Source organism: Vibrio tubiashii ATCC 19109, from assembly GCF_000772105.1.
Taxonomy (GTDB): Bacteria; Pseudomonadota; Gammaproteobacteria; order Enterobacterales; family Vibrionaceae; genus Vibrio; species Vibrio tubiashii.
Window position 1 is genome coordinate 89,832 of the sequence record NZ_CP009356.1, and the last position, 21,168, is coordinate 110,999.

Sequence of the window (21,168 nt, forward strand, 5' to 3'; positions counted from 1 at the left end):
GCCCTTAGCTAGGAGGTTTCTACCAATGATAAAAGATAAGCTCATTGTTCAGTTGTTTGCTGAAACGTTTAAAATTTCGGAAGCGTCAGTAAGCAATAAATTGCAGTATCAGCAAAATGAAGCTTGGGATTCAATGGCTCATGTAGAGTTGCTTCTACGTCTAGAGCGAGAGTTCGGGCGTAAGATCACCACAGAAGAGGCATCTAGATTAACAACATATCAAGCAGTCAAAGACTGGATACACGGGGTACCCGATGGTCAAATGAAAGCTGACAGCCCTAAATCAAAAAAAGATGTGGATTATATTGATATTAGTCGAGGACTCAATGGGGTTTACTTTGATGAGTCTGGAATATGTCGAATAGATGGTCAACATGGTCTTTTAGGTTATCGTGGCTATTCCCTTGAGGATCTAGCTGAGTACTGTTCTTATGAACAAGTTGCTTATTTATTGATATATGAGCGGCTACCTACGGCAGAAGAACTGAAGATTTTTTGCTTAAAAATTCAAAATTTTCGTGTGCTGCCCGAAGAAATTCTGACATTAATCGAGTCGTTGAAATTGTGTCATCCGACTTATGTTCTACGGACGGTGTTGTCAGCGATAGGGGCGTTTTACGAAAAGCCTAAAACCCAAGATCAAGAGATTGTTAAAAACGAACTCATTCGCATCATCGCACAAATCCAATCGATAATTGTTTGTCACTGGCTATGTGTAAATAACATCACTATTCAGCCTAGCTATTTGAAAGGGAATTTTTGTGAGCTGTTGCTCAGCCATTTTTATCAAGGAGAGCAGCAGGAGTTGGCGGTCAGTTTACTTAATGCTGACTTAGTCGTTCACTCAGAACATGGCTCTAATGCTTCGACATTTGCTACACGTGTTGCTTGTGGGGCGCAATCCGACCTCCACAGTATTTTTACGAGTGCCATCTCAGTGTTTAACGGCGACCTACATGGCGGGGCCATCGAACGTGTGATAGAGATGATCACTGAAATTGGTCATCCAGATAATGTCGCCAGCTACCTTGAACAAAGGCGAGCGAGTAACCTACCTATCATGGGTTTTGGTCATCGCGTTTATCGTACACACGATCCTAGAAAGCGCAAATTAGAACAAATGACTTATCTAGCAGCAATCTCAAACAAGGATATGCTTGGCTATGAGATCATCCAAGCACTTGAAAAGGAGATGTTGCCTTACCATAAGCATGGTATCAGTGGGAATGTCGACCTCTACGCAGGGTTATTGTATCAGCAGTTGAATATCCCCAAAGAGTACTCCGTCCCGATTTTTATTGCTTCTCGCTCTGCGGGGTGGGCTGCCCATATTCTCGAGCAACAGAGCAATAATATTTTGATTCGTCCAAGGCTTCATTACAACGGACCTGAGATCAAACGATTCACCAGAGAAGAAAGAGAATCGACGTATGTTTAGTTCAAACTATTTAGATACCTTTGATGTGGGAAAAAAGCGGTACACTTTCGTTTCTGTTCCTAAATTTTCTGCCTACCATGACGTGGAAATAGACACTATTCCCTTTACTATTAAGCTCTTCGTGGAGTACCTCATTCGTACTGAGCAATCTGAGGCTGCGTTACGCTTGTTAGAACAATACCGCTCAGAGGCGCAATCGGATATCGAGTTTACGTTTTCACCGAGTCGTTTGATTATGCAGGACTATACGGGAGTTCCTGTTTTGGTCGATTTGGCATCATTGCGTACATTATTATCTGAGAAGGGACAGGATCCGAGAGTTATTACCCCGCAACTTCCTACCACGCTTGTAATTGATCATTCAATTCAAGCAGAGCATTTCGGATGCCATGACGCTAGTCAGCGCAATTACTCAGAAGAGATCGCGAAGAATACTGAACGTTATCAATTTATACGTTGGGCTCAAGATGCGTTTGACAACATCGAAGTAGTTCCACCAAACCGCGGAATTGTGCATCAGATCAATGTAGAAAATAAGTCGGTACTTTTGACTGAAGACGTGAAAGATGATGGGAAGACAATCATCTACCCGGATTCAGTGATTGGTTCTGATAGTCACACAACAATGATCAATGGTATTGGCGTATTAGGTTGGGGAGCTGGAGGCCTAGAGGTAGAGTCTTTGATGTTAGGAATTCCCACCTCTCGAAAAATGCCAGCACTAATAGGTGTTCAGATTGAAGGGGAACTTGGCACAGGAGTCTCCGCTTATGACTTAGCCTTGTACATGACAAATCTTTTTCGTCGCGAAAACCTGTCGGGTAGCTTAGTCGAAATTTATGGAAGTGGTGTTAAACAATTAAGTGCATTCGACCGATGTACTATCGCAAACATGGCTCCCGAAATGGGCATTATGTGTTGTTTATTTCCCGTCGATCAACAAACGATTCAGCACCTTTCTCTGACCGGGAAAACTAAACATAGTCAAGAACTTGCAACTCGCTATTATTCACATCAGAAGATGATGGGAGCGGAGTGTTTAGACGACAGTGCGTTTTCACATGTTGTGAAGATCGATTTAAGTCACGTGTCAGTCAGTATTGCAGGACCGTATTTACCTAACAATCTGACGAGTGTTGAACAAATTGCGCATGAGAACCCTATCTCACACCACTCTCAAGGTAAAAAGACAATTCTAGATGGCCATATCGCCATCGCTTCAATAACTTCTTGTACCACAACATCAAATCCTGAGCTAATGCTAACCGCTGCATTGCTTGCAAAGAATGCTGCTGCTAAAGGTCTGAAGGTACAGCCTGATATTAAGACCACGTTTGCACCTGGGTCACGTTCAGTTTTGCATTATCTGACCAAAGGTCAGTTGATGGAGGGGCTAGAGGCTCTCGGGTTTTATCATGTTGGCTATGGGTGTACTACTTGCAATGGGGGGAGCGGCACATTAACGGACAATGTGATTGAGGCCATTGAGCAGGGAACAGATTGCGTAGCAGTGGTTAGTAGCAATCGCAATTATACTGGGCGAATTCACGGAAAAATAGAGAAAGCGTACCTTTGCTCACCGGCGATGACTGTGGCATATGCACTCGCCGGGAATATTGGAGTAGATGTTTTAACTGAAAGCTTGGGAAAAGACTTAAATAATAATGACGTCTACTTGAAGGACATCATGCCAACAAGACATCAGGTCGAAGCACTGTATAGCTCGTTGGTCACAAAAGAGTCGTTTGAGACACTTTTAAATGACAATGATAAAGAATGGTTGAGTAACCCCAAAGGAAATGAAGCATTGCATCATTGGGATATTCATTCGACGTACTTGCAGAATCCCAGTTTTCTAACGGAAGTCTCGAAAATGGGCAGTTCTCCCTATCAGAATATGAATGTCCTGCTTAATCTGGGCGATGACATATCAACGGACGATATTTCACCTGTAGCCAAAATTACTACTGAATCTTATGCGGGACAGTATCTGTTGGAGAAAGGTGAGTCACCATTGAGCCTCAACTCCTATGGAGCTCGTCGCTCCAATCATCATGTCATGATCAGAGGAGGCTTCTCGGGACCACGCAAGATCAATTTACTAGGAATCGATCTGCCTTCTGGTCATACCCTACATAGCCAAACCAACGAAATAGCGCCAGTTCACCAAGTAGCGTTGGATTATCTATCCCAAGGACAATGCTCAGTTATTTTTGCCGGAGAACGCTATGGTGTTGGTTCATCACGAGACTGGGCCGCAAAGGTGCAACGTTGTTTAGGCGTGAAAGTCGTCATTGCAGCAAGTTTCGAACGCATCCATAGAGCCAACTTAGTTGCGGTTGGTATTTTGCCACTTATCCTCGCAAACGAAGATGCACAGTACAAGAAGCTGTTGAATGGGAGAGAAAAAATCACTGTTCGCATGCCTAATCAAGAAATAACTTCAGATACAGTGTCTGTTGAGATCGAGAACCTATCAGGATCACGTGAGCGATTGGTACTCTCATGTAAAGTCGCGCTCTATTCACGCTCTGAGCGCGAACAGTTTCGTAGCGGTGGATTGTTGCCTTATGCATTAGAGACATTAGCAGGTGTTTCCGAATGTGAAACGGAAATGACTTAGATCTCACTAAAAAGTGCCCCTTTATGTTTGGGGAAACGTAATTTCATAAAAGGAATAAATAATGAATACACAAAACAAAAGGACTATGAAATTGGGCTGTTTTATGCCGGCACCAGGGCATCATATCGCGGCGTGGCGTCATCCAAGCTGCCAGCCTGATGGTGGACTAGATATTGAGTACTATTGCTCTCTAGCTCAAAAAGCGGAGGAAGGTCTTTTTGATATGATCTTCTTATCTGATGGAGTTGGTGTTCGAACGCATTACCGAAATAATGACGAGCTCAGTAGACAAGGACGAACAGTCCATTTCGAACCTTTAACGCTACTGTCTGCGATAGCAATGGTCACTCAACGAATCGGGTTGGTTGCTACTGCCTCGACCAGTTACAACGAACCTTTTCACATTGCACGAAAGTACGCGTCATTAGACTACATTAGTCATGGGCGTGCTGGATGGAATGTTGTGACCTCAGTAACTGATGTGGAGGCTCAGAACTTCAATCTTGAAAAGCAAGCTGACCACGAAGAGCGCTATCAACGTTCGAGAGAGTTTATGGATGTCGTAACTGGCCTTTGGGATAGTTGGGAAGATGACGCATTCATTTGCGATAAAGCCAGCGGTCACATGTTCGACCCCAATAAGTTACATATTCTCAACCACAAAGGGGACTATTTCTCTGTTAGAGGGCCACTAAATGTAGCTCGTCCTAAGCAAGGGTATCCGGTCATTGTTCAAGCCGGATCATCAAAAACTGGTCGAGATTTTGCTGCGCAGTGGGCAGAAGTAATTTTTACTGCGCAGACTCAAATGGATGATGCGACCGCTTTTTACAAGGATATAAAGGCTCAAGCTAAAGCTTATGGGCGTAAGGAACATCAGCTTCATATCATGCCTGGTGTAACGATTGTGGTGGGGGAAACAGACGAAGAGGCAAACCAGAAGTTTCAAGCTCTCCAAGATTTAATTGATCCCGTTGTGAGCTTAAGTTTGCTAGAGAGTCAGCTAGGTGATATAGACTTGTCTAGATACGATATTGACGGGTATCTACCGCCGCTGCCCCAGACAGAAGGTAGCACAAGTCGACAACGATTGATTTGGGAAAAAGCGCAGCGAGAAAACCTTACGATCAGAGAGTTAGCTCGTTCAATAGCGGGCTCCCGGGGCCATCATCTACTCATAGGTTCCCCTAAAACGATCGTCGATACTCTGCAAGAATGGTTTGAGGCAGGAGCAGCTGATGGATTCAATATCATGCCTCCAGTGAACCCAGAAGGGCTGGATGACATTGTAAAACTGGTGGTGCCAGAGCTACAGCGTCGTGGTTTGTTCCGAACAGAATATCACGGAAGCACGTTACGTGACCATCTAGGGCTAGAGCGCCCAGAATTTGCTTCCGCTAAGAAAACTAAGGAGAACAAGCAATATGCAGAGTTGTCTGAATGAAGAAAGTGCTCTGCTTAAAGCACTCGGTTTAATCGGTCATGAGTCTTGGCAACTTGATCCAGAGCAGTTAGAGAGTTTGATGTCTGGAGAGAAGCATTATGCGTTTCTTCACCTTGGCTACGCGAAAACACCTATGTCGAAGGTACTTGAATCTATTTCATCCTCTTCAATTTCTCCACCGCGTAGCGGTCACATGGGAAACTGGGGTGATATTGTGGTGGGTCGTTCGGGGGCGATGGATTTCAATTATTTCATTTGCCTCGGAGGCTATGGTCACCCCTCCATCTTCTGCTTTAATCAAACTGAGACTAAAGCACTTGACGGAGGTGATACTGTATATGTTCCCGGCTCTCTGGTGAAGCAAGGGAAACAATCAATGCTAGAACTGTATGCGTGGGATGGTCAGCAGTTCGCTTTGTGCGATAGAACTTCACCTCGATTTGTTCCTTTTCTGAAAGCAAAAAGCGAACAAGGTCTCAAACCGTTAACAAGTCTTCTGACGCACCAATTACGCGAGCAATTGGGAACATTCGAACTTGAAGTAGACTTGTTAGCAAAGCACCGGGAAAGGCTATCCGCGTGGATTGAGGCTCTTATTCGTGCCGCTTTAACCAGTAACAATCCCGCTAGGTTGCTACAAGATTTGGTCGGACATGCGGCAACGCTGTCAGGAGATATAGAGCGTGCTAAGTTTTCGTTAGAGGGCAATAGTATCGTCATGAATGGGATAGAATACAGCCCAGAAGACTTTGCGGATCTAATTTGGGCGCCTATCATTGCTGTAAATGAGCCTCAGCATTTTTTCAGCAATATGGAAAAATGGCCAGTGAAGCTGCCAATTATATCTCATTTACTTGTTGCTGTTTTTTCGGCGTTGTGTCGAAGCCACTTTGTGTGTAATACAAATAGAGGTGATTTTGGCCCTACCATTCACTTTCATTGGGGGGCCAGGGCCATGGGGGGGTTCCCTCCTGCCAGAAAAGGTTATTTTGCTGAAAAATCGACGGCTAAATCGCTCCGCCACATTATGGCAATCATCGATGATGTGTCTGCCGAGCCAATAAGCCTAGTATATGTTGTTATGCCGGCTCCTGTGTTTATGCTTTGCCCGACCAATTTGAAGTCAAATGATGCACAGGTCTTAGAAGGCTTATTTAGTCATATTTTTACCAACTTTGATCCCTTAGAGTGTTCAGAATCGTTAGGTAAAAAACTGAATGCGTTAGTGCACGAATGGTTGCAGCGAAATGGTCAGGATCTATCGAGCTATTTTACGCGTCGATTTAATGGTTGGCCGGGATTGCTAGATGTTGATTCAGCAGATTTAGATGTGAGTGATCATTTATTGTCTAAATCCTGGCAAGCCCTAACCATTGAGCAATTATGTATTGTTGTTGGCACCTTTCATGAATACTACGGGAGAAATGATGACTAAGATTAATGGTTGGGTATTGATCATTGGTGGTAAATCTGAGCTCGTATATAAAGCCCATCGACTCGGTTTACAGGTGGTAAGATTAATTGATCGCAGCCCTACAGATGTAAAAGAGATCGATTTAGCAGAGCACGTAGTCACTGCCGACTTCAACGATGAGAAAATGGTAATCAATATAGCCTGTGCGTTAAATCAAGTTTTTCATTTCAAGCAAGCTATTTCGTTGTCTGAAGACATGTTAGTGATCTCTGCTAAAGTCCGAGAAGCGTTGTGCTTACCGGGAGTTAGTGTCGAGGTCGCAATGCTTCTAAAGGACAAAGCTCTCATGCGAGCTCACTTGGCGAAGAGTAATTTCCCATCCATTCTTTGGAAATTTTGTACTAATTCGGATCACGTTATTGAGTTTATCAAAGAAAACAGACTTAGTAAGGTAATTCTTAAGCCTGTATGTGGTGCCGGAAGCGAAGGTGTGCGCGTCATATGCAAAGGAGACTCAGTACCTACTGTGGTCGCAGACATCCTGAGTAAAGGGTGGAAAGAGTTCCTTGTCGAGGAGTTTCTAGAGGGTGAAGAAATCAGTGTTGAAGCCTTCAGTTTTAATGGCAAGCATCAAATTCTCGCGACAACGAAAAAAACAATTACGGCTGGATGCATTGAACGAGGGCATGTTTTGCCTTATCAGCCAGACGGTCTCGATGACATTGAAGCGTTCGTGATGGAGTTTTTAAATACTGTGGGGCTAAAAGACGGCCCTTCACACACTGAGCTCAAACTTACTTCTACAGGTCCTCAAATTATTGAGTCACATAATCGTGTCGGTGGTGATCATATTAATGAGTTACTAAATCAAGTCTATAAAGTTGATCCTAAGGAGGTTGCGATTAGTTATGCTTGTGGAATGCAAGAAACGTCACCTTTTTACAACCCTCAAGGTTACGCCGCAATTAGGTATGCCATTGTTCCAGCTGGGAAGTTATCCTCCAATCCCAAGGTTGCTATTTCGGAGCGTAAAAGCGTCCAGTTGCTGGATAGTCGATTGGTGTTTGAAGTTGGACAGATTATTCCGCCTTTATCCGATTCCAGTGCTAGAGCCGGATTTGTCATAGCCGCGGGTGACAATTATGAGTATTTAGATCAAACGATGAGTCACTGGTTGGAAAGTGTTGAGAAGGCAGTCGCCGAGGCGATGGAATCATGAACTGGAGCATCGCTTTCGTACAACTCGGTTTGTCACAGCCATTTGTAACTAGTAAGGGGTGTCAATCAAGTGTCAGCCCCATTTTTGTCCGCTGTCATTCATCAGTCGATAACAGCATCGGTTTTGGTTCAGTTGTGGTGTCTAAAGACGCGCCCATGAGCAACAATCAGGTACTTGAACAGTTTCAGTCGAGTGTGGCCAATTTAAAAGCAGAGTGCTGTACAACTTTAAGAGCATCGTTGCGAACATTAAACATCAGTCCTGCAATAAGGTCGGGATTGAATATGGCAATAATTTCTCTTGAGGCACAGCGCTTAGGTATGCCTGTTTCTCATGTGCTTGGTTTGCCAGCACCGAAGCGGATTGTTTCTGGTATATCTATTGGTGTCTCTTCACGTGCAGAGCTCCGTCGAGATCTGAGTCGTTATTTGGCGTGGCCGATTATAAAGTTGAAATTGGATCATGCTGATTTGGATGTCTTGGCTGAGATACGAGCGCACTATGAGGGTAGAATCTGGGTTGATGGTAATGGTGCTTGGGATTATCGCTCAACTTCACTTGCGCTACCTGAATTGGAAGCGTTCGATGTAGAAATACTAGAGCAGCCACTGCAAGCGGGTAACATCGAGTTTTTAGGTGAGCTTCGTCATGCAACTAGTATCAAAATTTTTGCAGACGAAGATTGCAGTTCGTTGGGGGATTTACACAAACTAAATGGACACGTTGATGGGGTAAATATTAAGCTCATGAAGTGTGGCGGATTGGATTCTGCTTTGGAGATTGTCACGCAAGCACGTGAGTTGGGAATGGAAACAATGATGGGCTGTAAAACAGAGAGTTATCTCGGCATAGCCGCTGCGGCTCAACTTGCGGGAACTGTTGATTATTGTGACCTCGATGGGGCGGTGGATATAGAGAAGGACTTTTTCATCGGAAACGAAATCAAGGATGGGATTTTGTCTGTTAACAAAGACTGTATGCTTGCGCGTTTTCAAGAAGGCGATAGAAATGTGAACTGGCTGTCCGTATAACTCAAGAAGAAAGTATCTGCGTCATTAGCTTGAGCCTTGTTTGGTTAATCATCAGTATTTTAATCGATAGATTATCAATACTGATGATTAAATATTTTATGGTAAATTCATTATGTTCAATGAGTCAGACATAAACAATTCAGGTTCATTCTACACATATATTATTTAACATAATGCACGTAATACGCACTAATAGTGTAATCCCAGTTTAAAATGTCCTCTATGCTCACAACCAACTTCCGTCAGCTGGTTCACCAACAATTTATGGATCTTCACCAAGCCGCCGCGTTTTTTCACGTGCAACCCGTCGCTGTCAAATGTTGGATTTTAGGCCATACGCCGGTTAATCCACTCGCTGAGAAATTGCTGAACATTAAAGCCCGTGGTTATCTGCCGCTCGATATCCGCTGGGACGGCTTTCGCGTCCATGAAGAGCGTGCCACGCTGATTACGCCCGATCGGCGCGAGTTTAACCCCAAAGAGCTCGAAAACTTTGCCTACTGGCGCGATGAACATCGTCAGTTGGTCAAATTGTATGGCCGACTGCACGATCCTTGTCCGACGCCAGCGGTGCCCAATCTGCCGCCTTTTCGTGGTGGCCGCCGTGTCGAACCGATCCCCTGGGTACCGAGTAAATTCAAATGACCTCGGCACCTGACACTCTAGACGCACACGCCGGACATTAGGTCCGGCGTGGTTGCGTGGGTTCGATTGTGCTGGGTGGTGGCAGTTCGTCATCGATGGGAATTTTGTAGCGTTCGTCCTGCAGCAACACCGCGGCGGTCTTGAGCAGCACTTGTTTGACTTGGCCTTGCGATGGTCGCAGCCGTACGCGTCTTCGATTTAACATAACGTTCTCCTCGGTTAATCCGCTAACAAATCCAACTCTTCATCGAGCAACATTTCAAACAGCACGTCTTGCTGACGTTCAAACAAACTGTCAAAGGTGGCAAACATCACCGGCACCTCATGCCAGCTGTCTAAGACTTTGTATCCGTACAAGCCATAATGCGACAGAAACGCTTTCGGTGGATCGACAAGGTACACGCCGACACTGTTGGGATACGTCGACAGAAAATACAGCGCAATATAGGTGATCACCGACATCAAGCGCTCGGTCATGGCCTGAGCAGCACGCCCATCCAAGGGTTCAAGGAGCAGCGTATGCTGTCTCCCTACCCGACTGTCGTACACACCGACTAACAGCCCGGGTCGAGGTTGCTTGAAGCGCTGCACGCCGATATGAAAGGCCCGGCCGGAGAAGCACGATAAATGGTAGTGATTGAGCCAGTCCAAGACCGGACTCTCTTCGCAAGCCAGCGCGCGGTAACTCTGCTCACTGAGTGACGAGACTTTCAACTCGAGGTTCGTTTGATTGATGACATCTTGCAGAAACTGCACATCAATCGACTGACGTTGGATGGGCGTAGTGTTGTTCATTGGGGTCGCGCCTTTTATAAGTGGGTGGTGACGAACAAGGTCGCGAATAAGTTAAGGGCGTTTTCGAGGCTGGCGCGAGCGTAAACCAGGATTAATTAACTGAAATAATGCACGGCTAAGGGACAAATGATGCGATAACAACCAGATACGAAACGTAATCAAGCAATGTGATTATTTAGTCGTTGTTTCGGTGGTGTTTGCGGGCTTTTAGGCACTGTGGCTGGCATTATCGCGACCTTTTCCAATGTGTTCGACAGTCAAGCCATCTTTGCAGGTGTCGCAGTTTCATTGCTGCCGATCCTGTACGCCCTCTTTATTATCTTGTTCATTATCCCTATTTCCCTAAAAAATAACAAAGGCCGCTAATGAGGCCTTACACTACGCAGCACTCATCCGTGATCAACGCTACCACGAAACACCGCCATAGCACCGTAAATACAGAACCCAACGATGGCATAAAAGTGCCAAGCGTTGCGAATCTGCTTGAATTTATTGTTATGTAGCGATGCTCGCTAGGACGCAAACCAAGAATGCAGGCACCCCAGCGATGAGTAGTTTGATACAAAAAACAGTGTTTTCTGAGAACCGTTCTTCATCCAACTCATCCGTTACAGTACGGTCAACCATGGAATCTGTAACCGTATCCACTTTGTCGTCAGACTGCCCAATTCCACCTAGAGGCGGGTACATGAAAAATAAGGCGGTCGTTCCCCATAAAAGCATTACAATGAAAAATGCGTAGTCCGACACATACTTAAGTCCAAAGAAGCCTGTAGACATCTCAAGAGCAACAACTATTGCGGCTGCTATTACATTCGCAATCAATACAAATTGAACTAAACCAAGCATTTATACTCCATTTCTTAACTAGCTACATAACGCCAAATTAAGGTGTGAACAACGCTAGCCCCCTACCTATAGCATTGTGCCGTATACACTAAACTGGCTTGAAGTGAAAGCGCCGAACGTTGTGAATCACTCCTAAATTTATTGTTATGCTCGTACTCAAAGGAATTGAAGAACTAAGCAAGCAATAAACGCTGGAAGACCGGCTATGAAGAAAACTAAGCCTGTCTGGTAGTTCATTCGATAATGTTCTCGTTCGTCTTTTTCGAAATCATGGCCTTCTACCATTTTGTAGACTTTATCTGTTCGAGGATCATCTAACCGAGTCGTCTTACTATGGACACCACCTTCCCACATTAGCTTCGCCAAAACCCATATGATGATGACAACAAAGAAAAGAAAGTCGACCAGCTGAGTAGTAGCAAAGAATGGAACAAACTGGGCTAGAGCTATAACAACAAGAGCCGCTGAGAGGTTAATTAGAACCACTTTCTTGAATAAATCGAGCAAATTTCGCTCCTAGAGCATAACGCCCTGTTAAGGTGTGAGCAACGCTGCCACTACACCAAATTACGGCGCCCTAAACACAGAACTCAACTAAAAGCTCAAAATGCCAAGCGTTGGGAATCACTCTTAAATGCTTTGTTAGCTTCTTGGAACTCAGCCGCTACAACAGAAAAGTCATCTACTGGTCCTGTATTTAATATTCTTTTCTTTAAGCTAGAAGCGAATAAGTTTATATCACTCATTGTTGAATTACTAAACTTAGGATTTTTCTCCCAAAACTTATATGCACCATCTGTCATCAATATTAATGAATTACTAGTCGAACTCAACTTGAAGTTACCTTCATTTATATCTAGCTCGACTCTTGGAGAAAGAGAAGACATTAAGACATTACTCCTTCTCATTTTACTGACTTGACGCTTAGAGAAAATCCCATTTGAAACCAAATATTCATGTTCCGTTTGGTCGATAGTTTTCTGTATTAAATCGTCATTGTATAACGCATATAGCCTACTATCGCCAGTATGTGCGTACCACACTTGATTGTTTCTAACAAAGCACACCGTCAAAGTCGTAGCCATGTTATAAAGCTCATTACTACTTTTAGATATACGAATAAACTCTTTTCTTATTTGCGAGAAATACTTTTTAAAGTCAGGTTTATCTTCAATTTTTTTAATTTCGTTTAATTGTGAAATTGCTATCTGAGATGCTTTTTGTGCTCCAAGAGTTTGTCCAACTCCATCTGCAACAGCGAAAAGGTATCCATCACTGACTTTTTTAGGCATAAGTACCGCATCCGAGTTTTCTAAATCAACAGATTTAGAAACTGAAAATCCGGAGGATGAGACTAAATTGATCATAATTTTTCCTTACAACTTATATCCCGAGTTTTTCCAACACTTTTCAAACTCTTGTCTAAGTTCAGATATATCCGAAAACCTTGCCACTGCTTTAAGTTTAGTACAGCGAGAAATCACAGCACCGAAAATAGATTTTGAGGTCCGCTCTTGAAAAGGGAGCCCAACTTCACCGTCAATGATAAACTTCAAAATTACTCCCAATGAATAGATATCAGACTGCTCAGTAGCACGTTTAGCATCCTCATAACACTCAGGAGGCATATATTTGATAGTACCCATGACAGCATTTGTAGCCGTAAGTGCTGTTGAGCCTTCATCGGTAAAGCCTGCGACTAAACCAAAATCAGAAATTGCATAGCTATAGTGATTGTAGTTAGTCTTGAACCGCAAGATATTTTCTGGTTTCAAATCTCTATGGATTTGCCCAGATGCATGGATATGCTCGACACCATTTAAAATCATGCGAAAAGCAGAAATTTTCATGTTGTCAGTCACTGTAATACCGTTTTTCGCTTCTTCCCCTAAGTTACACTCAGCCAAAGGCATAGTAAACCAAGGTTCTTCACACGCTAGATCCATAGACAAAATTGAAACCACATTCATATGATGCAGTTTTGCTTGGTAATCTACTTCGCGTTTAAATCGTCGTCTTCGTCTCTCATTTTCATCTGGGTCTTGCGTAACGATCAATTCTTTTTTAGCTACAAGTCCATTCGGAGTACGAACTTCCTTAACAATGCCGTAAGTTCCACTACCGATAATTTTCTCATTAGCCATCTACTACCCCTTGAACGCAACGTGAAATTTTAAAAATCAGATAATTATATACTCAGGAAACTAACTTGAGAAGCTAACGCCGCATTAAGGGGTGAACAACGCGACCACCCAACCTAAAACATTGTGCCATAAACACTTTAGCTGAACTTTGGACCAAAACTGCCAAGCGTTGTGAATCCCTCTTGAATGCTTTGTTATATTCGTATTTTTACTTACGTATCAATGATATATCACAGCCGGTATTTTCATCTAGCTTTAATGACGCATTAATCAGCTGAGCCAAAGGTGTCTTACTCTTGCTGTAGTGATTCACTTCTACGATCGGGATGTCTTCTTTCTTACTACCAAACTGTAACTTTATCGTTATTCGTTTAATACCATATTTAACCCCTTTTACGGGGTAATACCAATGCGAATGATCGGTAACAATATTTAGAACTAAAGTATCGCCATTGATCTTTCTTTCTTGATCAAAGACGGAATCAGTTGAAGTATGCATACTTTCAATCAAATCTGATAGAGTGACCGGTTCGTGTGAGTCTGAAAAATATGCAATAACTGCGTTATTTTTCTTTTTTGCGAGTTGCCTTTCAATATGTGGTTTAACCACACCACTAGGCTTCCCGTCGTTTTCAACGGTAAGAACAAACTCTTTAACTTGGCTATTTATCCGAATAGCTTGTAACGCAAAACCGTTCAACATTTCTTCAATTCGTTCGTCATTGATACGTTCACAGGTTCTCAATTCAATTCCAAACACTTCAGCTGTTTTTTGAGCAGGCTTTGTGAAACCTTTCGAAGACACTGCAATAGTCTTCGTTGCACCTATCTTTTTTTGCTTCGTGACTAATTGCTCAAGCCACATATCATCCTGCACTTTATTACGATGACGACACTCAACAGTTATCAAAATCGGCACAGAGTTTTCTAGGTATCTAATTGCGGCATCAACTTCGCGCTTTTGACCCGTAATCAAATCTTCAATATAGTCGGGGCTTGTTACTTCTGCCCCTTTTGGGTGAAGTGCAGTTTCTAACTGAGAAACCGTTTCCTCAAAAAGTTTCCAGTCTTTTTTATCGATATTTTTCATTAAAACCTCGAAGAATATAACGCCCAATTAAGGTGTGAACCACGCTACCACACAACTTAACTAGAACGCCGTAAACACAGAACTAAACCCAAACCAAAAGTGCCAAGCGTGGTGAATCACTCTTAAATTGTTTGTTATGTCTGTACTCTCGACATGATGACGATGTCTATTAGATCATCTTCAACAAGCACAGCCTTGCGTTTTGTACCCTCAACTTCAAAACCAAAGGATTTATAAAGTGCCAACGCAGCAACGTTGTTTGCATGCACCTCTAACTCCAAACGCGTCAAGTTTAGCTGCTCATCACAATACGACAGCAAGTATTCCATTAAGAAACGACCCACTCCCTTTCCTCGGGAAGTTTTGGCGACCGCAATACCAAAAGATGCAGAGTGCTTTAACCTCGGCTTAGGCGTTGAGTTAATAGCCAAATGCCCCAAGAGTTCTCCATCACTTTCAACCGCGACAAAATTAAGCTGGCTGTCATTGAACATTGAGTCAAACTCTTCCCTTTTGATGTCAGGCAAGTAACGATTGTTGTTCACAACCTCTTTGTCGGTGTAAATATCATACAAAGCTGGCAAGTCAGCTGAACTCATTTTTCTTATTTTCATAGAACCTCAAAAACCCGAAAAGGACATAACGCCTAACATAAGTTGCGCCACTTTGAACTTGCAAAGCACACTGAACCCAAAACCAAAAATGCCGCGTAAAAGGCGTCAACTTGATGTTTTTGTTAGGTTTATACTTCGTAACCAACAGACCTCATTTCTTGTGTCAGCTCAGTTTTCCAGGATCCATCTTGGTTCATCGACACATATACTACGCCACTTATATCATTTGGCGTTTCAACTTGACCTTTGACAACAGCTGCAACTCTTGAACGTGATAATTTCCCGATTAAATAACCATGCTCAAAAACAACATTTTGACGAGCCCTATATGTCCCATTCAGAGCACCTACTTTTGAGCCAAAATCACATGGGGTATATAAAACAATACCAAAACCTACATTTGAATAGTGCTCAATTTTTTCAATAATTGTGCGCCCCGAACTCGCCTGCATGTGAAGTATTATCGGCTGCAAACCTAGACTTGTTATAAAATCAGCTACTTCCATTTTTGCGATTTCATCATGTCCATGAACTATAAACACCTGTTCATTATTAAATTCGCCATGCTTAGTTTCAATAATCTGAGGTTCTGGAGTACTAGCCAACTTTAAATTAGTGGCAGCATCGACTTGTTGGGGGTTTAGGTAACCATGACGAACTAAAATATCAAATAAAGGCTCATCTTTTATTGCCCAGTGTGTACGAGAAAGCTCCCAACTACCCAGATCAATATCTACTGCCATTTGGTTTATTGCACCAATTGGCAACGATGGAAGAATAGGATCGATTTCAAACTCAATTACGACTGTTTTTGAACGTAGGCGAATTGATTTAATGTAACCAATTTTAGATTCAGTTTGCTCATTCTCTGTTACAAAAAGAGTAGGAAAACTCTTTAGCTCTTCAACAACACCTTGTTCAAGAAATTTATAGCGTTCACTGATTTCAGTAGCAGTATACTCTATAGCAACCCTACTTCGATCGTACTCATAAATACCATGTTCCCAAGCTTCAGGATTGGATGAAATCAAAAGATTAAACAAAGTGCCTCCTTACTTAAATATAAACCTAACGCCTGCAATAAGGTGTGCCACACTTAACTAGCAAAGCACACCAAACTCTTTACCAAAACCGCCGAGTAAAACGCATCACCTTGATTGCTTTGTTATATTTAAACTACAAGTGCACTATCGACAATTTTCACCAATGCATTTGAGACAAATGTATATGGCTTATTTGATCCCAACTCAATATTAATTTCATTTAATAACATTGATTTAAGTGTACTATTGGCTTCTTTGTTATATTTATCCACAAGTTCCCTAAGATAATCAATCCTCTCTAAACGCTGCTCAATAAGCTCAGCTCTATTCAACTTTATAATTTTTTCTGTTAACTCAGCTCTTCTCTCACCAGGTTTAGAGAACACACAAGGACCAGCCGCCACAAAAAAGTCCGATGGATTATCTATATAGGGGTTAATAAATGGTATCTGATCATCATAGATATCACTTTTATTCATATTGCAGATTGGACAAGCAAGGCCTAAATTACTCCATTCAAATGTAAGAGAAGGATATTTTTTTACCGATTTAGGCTTAATATGTTCAATATGCTCATGGGCTACATGCTTTACTACACTTTCACAATACATACACTTTGCGGATGATTCAGTCTTTAAAGCATCTTTAACTGTGCAGTCATTATACTTATTTGACAGAGACTTAGGAACTTTCTCTCCTTTTGAAACATACTCCATTAGCTCCTTTTTCCAAGTATCTGCATTATCTTGGAGTATCTGGGGTTTCTGGGTTTTAGATATTTTTATCATTAATCTGCTCCACTACAACAGATACAGCTTTAGGCATAAACTCTGCTAGGCCTTTACTCTCCATTTCGACCCTCATATCCTTAAATAAATCTTCGGTAATACCTTTATTAGAATATTTATGGATAATTTCATTTAGATTTTGTTCAACCCAAACCGGTATAGTAACAGGCACACCCAAAACTTCTCTCAGAACTTTGGTAGCGCTACCACTTTTATCTATTAGATCAAGTTTTCTTGAACATACTCGATTATCATCATTATAGGTTAATGCATAAACTGAAGACTCTTTCGATGAACCAATGACAAAAGGGCTATGTGTTGCAATAATGAACTGAGCTTCAGGGAATGCTTTAATTAGATTTGGAATTAGCTCTCTTTGCATTGATGGATGTAAATGATTTTCAGGTTCATCTATTGTAATTACGTAACTTGCTTTATTCTGAGCAAACATGTAAATTTGCCAAGCTATACCTATTATAGAAGCAACTCCCCCAGATGCAGCATCAATGGAAAAGTCACCCGACTTAGTTACCAGAACAACTTCTGGAATTCTAATTTCAAGACGCTCAAAACCTATAGTTTCTGGTAATAAAATCTTTAGTACATCTTGAAAACCCTCAAAAAGAGCAGCGTATTCACTATTCGGTACAACATGTGAGTTCCCGTAGCCAAAAGTAGCTAAACCAATAAGTGATTGCTTTAAAAGATAGCTTGGACTTATATTTTCAAGATAGTTTGAAGTATTGTTAAATTTATCCAATATATTTGAATTATATTCGTTAAAGTAATCTTCTTTGCTCTTTGGTCTCGTTGGTATTGAGTCTACTTCTTTATATGAATAAACTGGTCGATGAGAAGGGATATGCATCCCTTTTATCTCTACCCTATTTAGTATATTGAAGCTATAACTAGAACCTGCTTCTTTAGGTACTTGAACCTTCCCTCCATCCATTTCGGAGTACTCAATTGATCCTATATCAACCCAGTAATCATCAGCTTTTTTATTATCAAATAAATAACTCCAAGCTCCAGTGACAAAGCGTGTTAAACCTGTTTCTCCTTCTTTTTCAGGAGTTGACAGTAGTCTTGCTGACCACCCAAAGTGTTCACTTAATATACTAAGAATCGTCGTTTTTCCTGCGCCATTACTACCCGTCAATATAGTAACGTTACTCCCAAAATCTATATCGACATTTTCAAACTGTCGCCAATAATTAATTTTAATATTTTTAAACATCTAAAACTTTCCTTTAAATATAACGCCCAATTAAGGTGTGAAGCACGCGACCACCACACTTAATTTGACCGCCGTAATCACTGAACTTAACTAAAATCAAAAATGCCAAGCGTGCTGAATCACTCTTAAATTGTTTGTTATATGCAATTACGTAACGATCATTGGTTCTTGTGGTGAACAATAACCAGAACTTATTTGTAAACGCTGTAGTTTCATAGGATGAATCTGCATCTGATAGAAACCTCCATCTTTAACAGCATGGAATAAGCCTATTTCAGTTCCATATTGCTTATTTACTTTATCGATTAATTTCTGAGCTTTAATACATTGCTCAGTTGTTACCCTGCAACCTAAAATGACAGCTTGCAGTGTTTCGACATCGAAATTATGCGCTGTTTTAGAAGATTGCCCAAAATAACGGATTTCTTTTTCATATGCCCATGCTTCAGACTTTGTACAAATTAAGTTTGGGATATACATTTCTAGCTGTGCTTCGGTTGTAGAATTTTCAAAAACTAGTAAGTCAGGAACTTTATTACTGTATTGAACACTCTGACGTTTGAAGTTTCCTTTGAACTCAAGGTTATCTCTGTCGAAGCAGTAACACACACCTTTATGATCATCAGCATAATGTGCCCACATCAATGGTTCTGTCGGTCTTTCAGTAAAGCAAGTTACGACCACCTCTTGCAGCTTACTTTCAATGAAGTCTTTAACTCTATTACGGTCACCCCACTCAGCACCATCAAAGATTTCCGACTCTGAAAACGCTGTTGCGCGTTCCTCTGTCGCGAATATATGAACATGATTATAGGACGCTTCGAAAGGGTCATTTAAGCTATCAAGCTTTGAGAAGCCAAGCGTTTTATTGTTTAAAGTTCTCTCAAGATCCTCAAGTTTTCCGTATTTATAAATATAGTTTTCTTTTTCTTCAAAATTCTTCAATTTCATACTACTTCACTTGCATATAACAGTTATTAGACATAATAGGTCTGTACTTAGTTATAGAATCTTTCTATTTTCTTACTGGCTCGTACTAGGGCTAGCCATATTTTCGTCAACTTATCAGTGGCTTAAAATTAGAGCAATCAGTTGGTGCATTGAAATGCATATTAATTCTATATAATTTGCTTTCAATCAAAATTTGAGCGTAAGAGAAGTAAAAAACCGCCCTATTGAGCGGTTTTCTTTAGCGTCTGCGTCGGGTCTTTCGTCGCTTTCTCGTCGCGGTGGCTTTAACAACCCGTCCACCTTTGAGCGTGTACCCTTTCTTGAGCTGGCCGTTTTGTTTGCGGCCTTTGCACTTGCAACATCGTTTAGCCATGAGAGTCCTCCAGTTTGCGTATTCGTTGTTCCTGGTCTTGCTGCACTTTCTTTATCCAGTTGATATCGGTTTTGAGCGCTGCAATACTGAAGCCCCAAGTGACTTCTCCGTCCTCGTCATATACGACATAGTCAATCGCATGACCAGTTTGATGACGGCTGATGCGCGAATAGCCATCAAGCTGACTCGCCTTGTCCTGAAAGAGCTGGAATTGCTCTACGGCCGTGCGTTTTCCTGAGGTAATCCCAAAATCAAACGGGCTGAGCTCAAGTGCGCGTCGCACGACGTTTTTTAAGTCGTGGTGCACACCAATCAATTTGGTTTCGCTGCGCACCGACAAGGCAAAGCCACTGACGGCTTTATCGACCTGTTTCTTGTTCATCAGATACACTCCCAGGCTAACCATTAATAAGAGGGGGAATGCCCAGCGCATCGGGCACCTCCTGTTTGAAGATCAAACGCGTTTCAATCCGTGAAACCAGCGCCAAGCTGCTCACCACTTGTAGCTCATCGGCCCCTTTGGGCTTAATCAGGGTCATCGGATAGTGATGATCGACGCCGGCTGCGAAAGACAGATACAAATAGCGACGCTCAACAATCTGGTCACCTTTCAGAAACGACAGCGTCAGACTGCACAACTGCGCGGGAATCGTTTGGCGATTGCTCAGTGACGTGCGCTTAAACGACAAATCGACCAGTTCGACGTGTTCGGTAAAGTGGAAAATTGCCGCCGTGCCTTGCGATTCAGTAGCGATTTCAATATCAGGTTTGGCTTTCGGTGGTGGGTTATACAGCATCAACATCAGCGCATCTCCCCGACTCTGACGGTTTCCCCATCCTTGCCTTTCACCGTGATGGCCTGATTGGTGTTGAGTGGCAGATGGCCACCGGGGTTCACCACCATAAAACCCTGTACCAGGACCGACTCGGTATTCTCAACCGGTACCTGCAGAAACAACGCTTTACGCTCGGAGCTGCCGTCAATGGTTTGGGTCGTGCCATCGAGCTCGAACACGCCCTCATCAACCGCCGCGTAGGTGTACAACGTCACGCTAGGCGTCACGCTCAGCGTCTCGTTATCGACGTGAACCTTGAGTAATTCGTTCTGGATTTGGGCTTTCACCGCCCTTTGTATCTCCACCACACTCACCGGCCTTTGTACTTCGTGTACGACGACGGCGTTCGACACATCGACTTTCTGCGCTTGAGTTAAAATTGGCACGTCACTGATTTGGTATTCAAACGTCGCCGCATCTTCGTGATGGTTTTCCAGTGTCAGCTCGTCAAACTTGGTCACATCAATCGTATCGCCGCGCTGAATCTCGGTCGGTCTTAGCACGTCGCCACGCATCATCAGTGTGTGAGTGGATTCACGCAGAATAAGAAACTTACCCGCCTGTCCAGCATTAAACTAACTTAATAACTACCTCAGTTCAGGAATCTGTATGAACAAAGCTAGACAGATGCAGG

Annotated in this window: 22 protein-coding genes; 8 read left to right on the plus strand and 14 right to left on the minus strand. The window is 42.6% G+C overall.

The features are described 5' to 3' along the window. Positions 1-25 precede the first annotated feature (25 nt). The 7 genes from IX91_RS23550 (at position 26) to IX91_RS23580 (ending at position 9,814) form a co-directional block, all read left to right on the plus strand. A complete protein-coding gene (locus tag IX91_RS23550) occupies positions 26-1,438 on the plus strand; it encodes a citrate/2-methylcitrate synthase (RefSeq protein ID WP_004744207.1) in 1,413 nt (470 codons plus the stop codon). After that, on the plus strand, positions 1,431-4,061 hold the full coding sequence (gene acnA, locus IX91_RS23555) for an aconitate hydratase (RefSeq protein ID WP_004744206.1): 2,631 nt from the start codon (positions 1,431-1,433) through the stop codon (positions 4,059-4,061). Before IX91_RS23550 ends, acnA begins: the two co-directional genes overlap by 8 nt. A gap of 61 nt (positions 4,062-4,122) precedes the next feature. After that, entirely contained in the window at positions 4,123-5,505 is a 1,383-nt protein-coding gene (locus tag IX91_RS23560; RefSeq protein ID WP_004744205.1) for an LLM class flavin-dependent oxidoreductase, read from the plus strand. Further along, positions 5,486-6,940: a DUF6025 family protein gene (locus IX91_RS23565; protein ID WP_004744204.1), complete on the plus strand. Its 1,455-nt coding sequence runs from the start codon at positions 5,486-5,488 to the stop codon at positions 6,938-6,940. Before IX91_RS23560 ends, IX91_RS23565 begins: the two co-directional genes overlap by 20 nt. Then, on the plus strand, positions 6,912-8,138 hold the full coding sequence (locus IX91_RS23570; RefSeq protein ID WP_004749454.1) for an ATP-grasp domain-containing protein: 1,227 nt from the start codon (positions 6,912-6,914) through the stop codon (positions 8,136-8,138). The genes IX91_RS23565 and IX91_RS23570 overlap by 29 nt, the downstream gene beginning before the upstream one ends. Then, positions 8,135-9,169 (plus strand): enolase C-terminal domain-like protein, encoded by a 1,035-nt coding sequence (locus IX91_RS23575; protein WP_004744202.1) that lies wholly within the window; start codon positions 8,135-8,137, stop codon positions 9,167-9,169. The genes IX91_RS23570 and IX91_RS23575 overlap by 4 nt, the downstream gene beginning before the upstream one ends. Positions 9,170-9,391: 222 nt before the next feature. Beyond that, a complete protein-coding gene (locus IX91_RS23580) occupies positions 9,392-9,814 on the plus strand; it encodes a phage protein (protein ID WP_004744201.1) in 423 nt (140 codons plus the stop codon). Positions 9,815-10,033: 219 nt separating this feature from the next. Here the strand turns inward: IX91_RS23580 and IX91_RS23585 are convergent, their stop codons facing one another. After that, a complete protein-coding gene (locus tag IX91_RS23585; protein ID WP_004744200.1) occupies positions 10,034-10,609 on the minus strand; it encodes a hypothetical protein in 576 nt (191 codons plus the stop codon). Positions 10,610-10,855: 246 nt separating this feature from the next. Between IX91_RS23585 and IX91_RS26875 the strand changes: the two genes are divergently transcribed. Further along, a complete protein-coding gene (locus IX91_RS26875) occupies positions 10,856-10,975 on the plus strand; it encodes a hypothetical protein (protein WP_236643028.1) in 120 nt (39 codons plus the stop codon). Positions 10,976-11,104: 129 nt separating this feature from the next. Here IX91_RS26875 and IX91_RS23590 read toward each other — a convergent pair whose 3' ends face one another. From IX91_RS23590 to IX91_RS23650, 13 genes are all read right to left on the minus strand, one after another. Then, positions 11,105-11,458: a hypothetical protein gene (locus IX91_RS23590; protein ID WP_004744198.1), complete on the minus strand. Its 354-nt coding sequence runs from the start codon at positions 11,456-11,458 to the stop codon at positions 11,105-11,107. Between the two features lie 156 nt (positions 11,459-11,614). After that, positions 11,615-11,965: a hypothetical protein gene (locus IX91_RS23595; RefSeq protein WP_004744197.1), complete on the minus strand. Its 351-nt coding sequence runs from the start codon at positions 11,963-11,965 to the stop codon at positions 11,615-11,617. A gap of 95 nt (positions 11,966-12,060) precedes the next feature. Continuing rightward, a complete protein-coding gene (locus IX91_RS23600) occupies positions 12,061-12,825 on the minus strand; it encodes a PP2C family protein-serine/threonine phosphatase (protein ID WP_004744196.1) in 765 nt (254 codons plus the stop codon). Between the two features lie 9 nt (positions 12,826-12,834). Further along, positions 12,835-13,602, minus strand: a complete 768-nt coding sequence (locus tag IX91_RS23605) for a protein kinase domain-containing protein (protein WP_004744195.1) — start codon at positions 13,600-13,602, stop codon at positions 12,835-12,837. Between the two features lie 208 nt (positions 13,603-13,810). Then, entirely contained in the window at positions 13,811-14,692 is an 882-nt protein-coding gene (locus IX91_RS23610) for a restriction endonuclease (RefSeq protein ID WP_004744194.1), read from the minus strand. A gap of 134 nt (positions 14,693-14,826) precedes the next feature. After that, complete coding sequence (locus IX91_RS23615) at positions 14,827-15,291, minus strand: GNAT family N-acetyltransferase (protein WP_004744193.1); 465 nt, start codon at positions 15,289-15,291, stop codon at positions 14,827-14,829. Positions 15,292-15,434: 143 nt separating this feature from the next. Next, a complete protein-coding gene (locus tag IX91_RS23620) occupies positions 15,435-16,349 on the minus strand; it encodes a TIR domain-containing protein (RefSeq protein ID WP_004744192.1) in 915 nt (304 codons plus the stop codon). A 128-nt stretch (positions 16,350-16,477) separates the two neighbouring features. Beyond that, entirely contained in the window at positions 16,478-17,137 is a 660-nt protein-coding gene (locus IX91_RS23625; RefSeq protein ID WP_004744191.1) for an HNH endonuclease, read from the minus strand. Next, positions 17,121-18,374 (minus strand): AAA family ATPase, encoded by a 1,254-nt coding sequence (locus IX91_RS23630; protein WP_004744190.1) that lies wholly within the window; start codon positions 18,372-18,374, stop codon positions 17,121-17,123. Before IX91_RS23630 ends, IX91_RS23625 begins: the two co-directional genes overlap by 17 nt. 147 nt (positions 18,375-18,521) lie before the next feature. Further along, on the minus strand, positions 18,522-19,325 hold the full coding sequence (locus IX91_RS23635) for a DUF2971 domain-containing protein (protein WP_004744189.1): 804 nt from the start codon (positions 19,323-19,325) through the stop codon (positions 18,522-18,524). Between the two features lie 365 nt (positions 19,326-19,690). Continuing rightward, positions 19,691-20,080 (minus strand): M15 family metallopeptidase domain-containing protein, encoded by a 390-nt coding sequence (locus IX91_RS23640; protein ID WP_004744188.1) that lies wholly within the window; start codon positions 20,078-20,080, stop codon positions 19,691-19,693. 16 nt (positions 20,081-20,096) lie between these two features. Beyond that, positions 20,097-20,501: a hypothetical protein gene (locus IX91_RS23645; protein WP_004744187.1), complete on the minus strand. Its 405-nt coding sequence runs from the start codon at positions 20,499-20,501 to the stop codon at positions 20,097-20,099. Continuing rightward, on the minus strand, positions 20,501-21,052 hold the full coding sequence (locus IX91_RS23650; protein WP_004744186.1) for a hypothetical protein: 552 nt from the start codon (positions 21,050-21,052) through the stop codon (positions 20,501-20,503). Before IX91_RS23650 ends, IX91_RS23645 begins: the two co-directional genes overlap by 1 nt. Between the last annotated feature and the right edge of the window lie 116 nt (positions 21,053-21,168).

Bases quoted from the DNA above. Each gene is read 5' to 3' on its own strand.
- IX91_RS23570 (WP_004749454.1), top strand. From the start codon at position 6,912: ATGAATACTACGGGAGAAATGATGACTAAGATTAATGGTTGGGTATTG.
- IX91_RS23615 (WP_004744193.1), bottom strand. From the start codon at position 15,291: ATGAGTTCAGCTGACTTGCCAGCTTTGTATGATATTTACACCGACAAA.
- IX91_RS23650 (WP_004744186.1), bottom strand. From the start codon at position 21,052: ATGATGCGTGGCGACGTGCTAAGACCGACCGAGATTCAGCGCGGCGAT.
- IX91_RS23610 (WP_004744194.1), bottom strand. From the start codon at position 14,692: ATGAAAAATATCGATAAAAAAGACTGGAAACTTTTTGAGGAAACGGTT.
- IX91_RS23590 (WP_004744198.1), bottom strand. From the start codon at position 11,458: ATGCTTGGTTTAGTTCAATTTGTATTGATTGCGAATGTAATAGCAGCC.
- IX91_RS23560 (WP_004744205.1), top strand. From the start codon at position 4,123: ATGAATACACAAAACAAAAGGACTATGAAATTGGGCTGTTTTATGCCG.
- IX91_RS23640 (WP_004744188.1), bottom strand. From the start codon at position 20,080: ATGAACAAGAAACAGGTCGATAAAGCCGTCAGTGGCTTTGCCTTGTCG.
- IX91_RS23635 (WP_004744189.1), bottom strand. From the start codon at position 19,325: ATGAAATTGAAGAATTTTGAAGAAAAAGAAAACTATATTTATAAATAC.
- IX91_RS23625 (WP_004744191.1), bottom strand. From the start codon at position 17,137: ATGATAAAAATATCTAAAACCCAGAAACCCCAGATACTCCAAGATAAT.
- IX91_RS23645 (WP_004744187.1), bottom strand. From the start codon at position 20,501: ATGTTGATGCTGTATAACCCACCACCGAAAGCCAAACCTGATATTGAA.
- IX91_RS23580 (WP_004744201.1), top strand. From the start codon at position 9,392: ATGCTCACAACCAACTTCCGTCAGCTGGTTCACCAACAATTTATGGAT.
- IX91_RS23605 (WP_004744195.1), bottom strand. From the start codon at position 13,602: ATGGCTAATGAGAAAATTATCGGTAGTGGAACTTACGGCATTGTTAAG.
- IX91_RS23550 (WP_004744207.1), top strand. From the start codon at position 26: ATGATAAAAGATAAGCTCATTGTTCAGTTGTTTGCTGAAACGTTTAAA.
- acnA (WP_004744206.1), top strand. From the start codon at position 1,431: ATGTTTAGTTCAAACTATTTAGATACCTTTGATGTGGGAAAAAAGCGG.
- IX91_RS23600 (WP_004744196.1), bottom strand. From the start codon at position 12,825: ATGATCAATTTAGTCTCATCCTCCGGATTTTCAGTTTCTAAATCTGTT.
- IX91_RS23630 (WP_004744190.1), bottom strand. From the start codon at position 18,374: ATGTTTAAAAATATTAAAATTAATTATTGGCGACAGTTTGAAAATGTC.
- IX91_RS23585 (WP_004744200.1), bottom strand. From the start codon at position 10,609: ATGAACAACACTACGCCCATCCAACGTCAGTCGATTGATGTGCAGTTT.
- IX91_RS23575 (WP_004744202.1), top strand. From the start codon at position 8,135: ATGAACTGGAGCATCGCTTTCGTACAACTCGGTTTGTCACAGCCATTT.
- IX91_RS23565 (WP_004744204.1), top strand. From the start codon at position 5,486: ATGCAGAGTTGTCTGAATGAAGAAAGTGCTCTGCTTAAAGCACTCGGT.